The 857-nt window shown below is 30.6% G+C and carries 1 protein-coding gene; it reads left to right on the top strand.

Translation table 11 applies throughout. The features are described 5' to 3' along the window. Positions 1-466 (top strand): dCTP deaminase (gene dcd / locus ABDZ76_RS17575; protein WP_343808667.1); only part of this gene is annotated, 466 nt, incomplete at its 5' end. Positions 467-857 lie beyond the last annotated feature (391 nt).

Raw genomic sequence — 857 nt, 5'->3', positions numbered from 1 at the left:
AGATAGAGATATAAAAAGATATATAAATTTAAATAGACTTGTAATTGAACCTTTAAGTGAGGATACAATTAGAGAAAATGGAGTAGACTTAAAAATTGGAAATGAAATAGTTAGAATAAAAGAAAATATGACGAAAGAAATAAGAGATGAATTTATAATTTATCCATATGAACATGTTCTCTTAACAACTAAAGAATATATAAAATTACCAAATGATATTATAGCATTTTGCAATTTAAGATCTACATTTGCAAGAAAAGGATTATTAATTCCGCCGACTATAGTAGATGCGGGATTTGAAGGACAATTAACTATAGAACTTGTTGGTTCTTCAATTCCAGTAAAACTAAAAACAGGAGAAAGATTTTTACACTTAATTTTTGCAAGAACTATAACGCCAGTCGAAAAGCCATATAACGGAAAATATCAAGGTCAAAAAGGAGTAACTTTAGCAAAAAATGATTAAAAAATCAAAAAAATAATATCTTATTTTTTATGGATATTTTATGCACTTTTCATAACTTTATTTTTTCAACTTTAGCTTTTGGAACTGGTTCATTTTTCATTTCGTCTACTACTAATTTCTCTATTGCTAACCTTATTACTTCTGACCTGTTCATCTTAAGTCGGATCGTAGCCATGTCGTTCTGTGAGCCAAGGAGTTGATCCAGCATCTTGTCTTCCTAAGACCGCTTGGCCTCCGACTTTTCTAGATTTAACAATTTCATTAGGCTGAACAAAGTTTAAAGATTTTGCTAATGCTATATTATTTTCATTTGCTAATTAAGTCGGATCGTAGCCATGTCGTTCTGTGAGCCAAGGAGTTGATCCAGCATCTTGTCTTCCTAAGACCGCTT

The sequence above is a fragment of the Paenochrobactrum glaciei genome, assembly GCF_039522165.1.
Taxonomy (GTDB): domain Bacteria; phylum Pseudomonadota; class Alphaproteobacteria; order Rhizobiales; family Rhizobiaceae; genus Paenochrobactrum; species Paenochrobactrum glaciei.
Note: the sequence above shows the minus strand (reverse complement) of the source record. Positions and strands in the feature narration are given on the sequence as shown.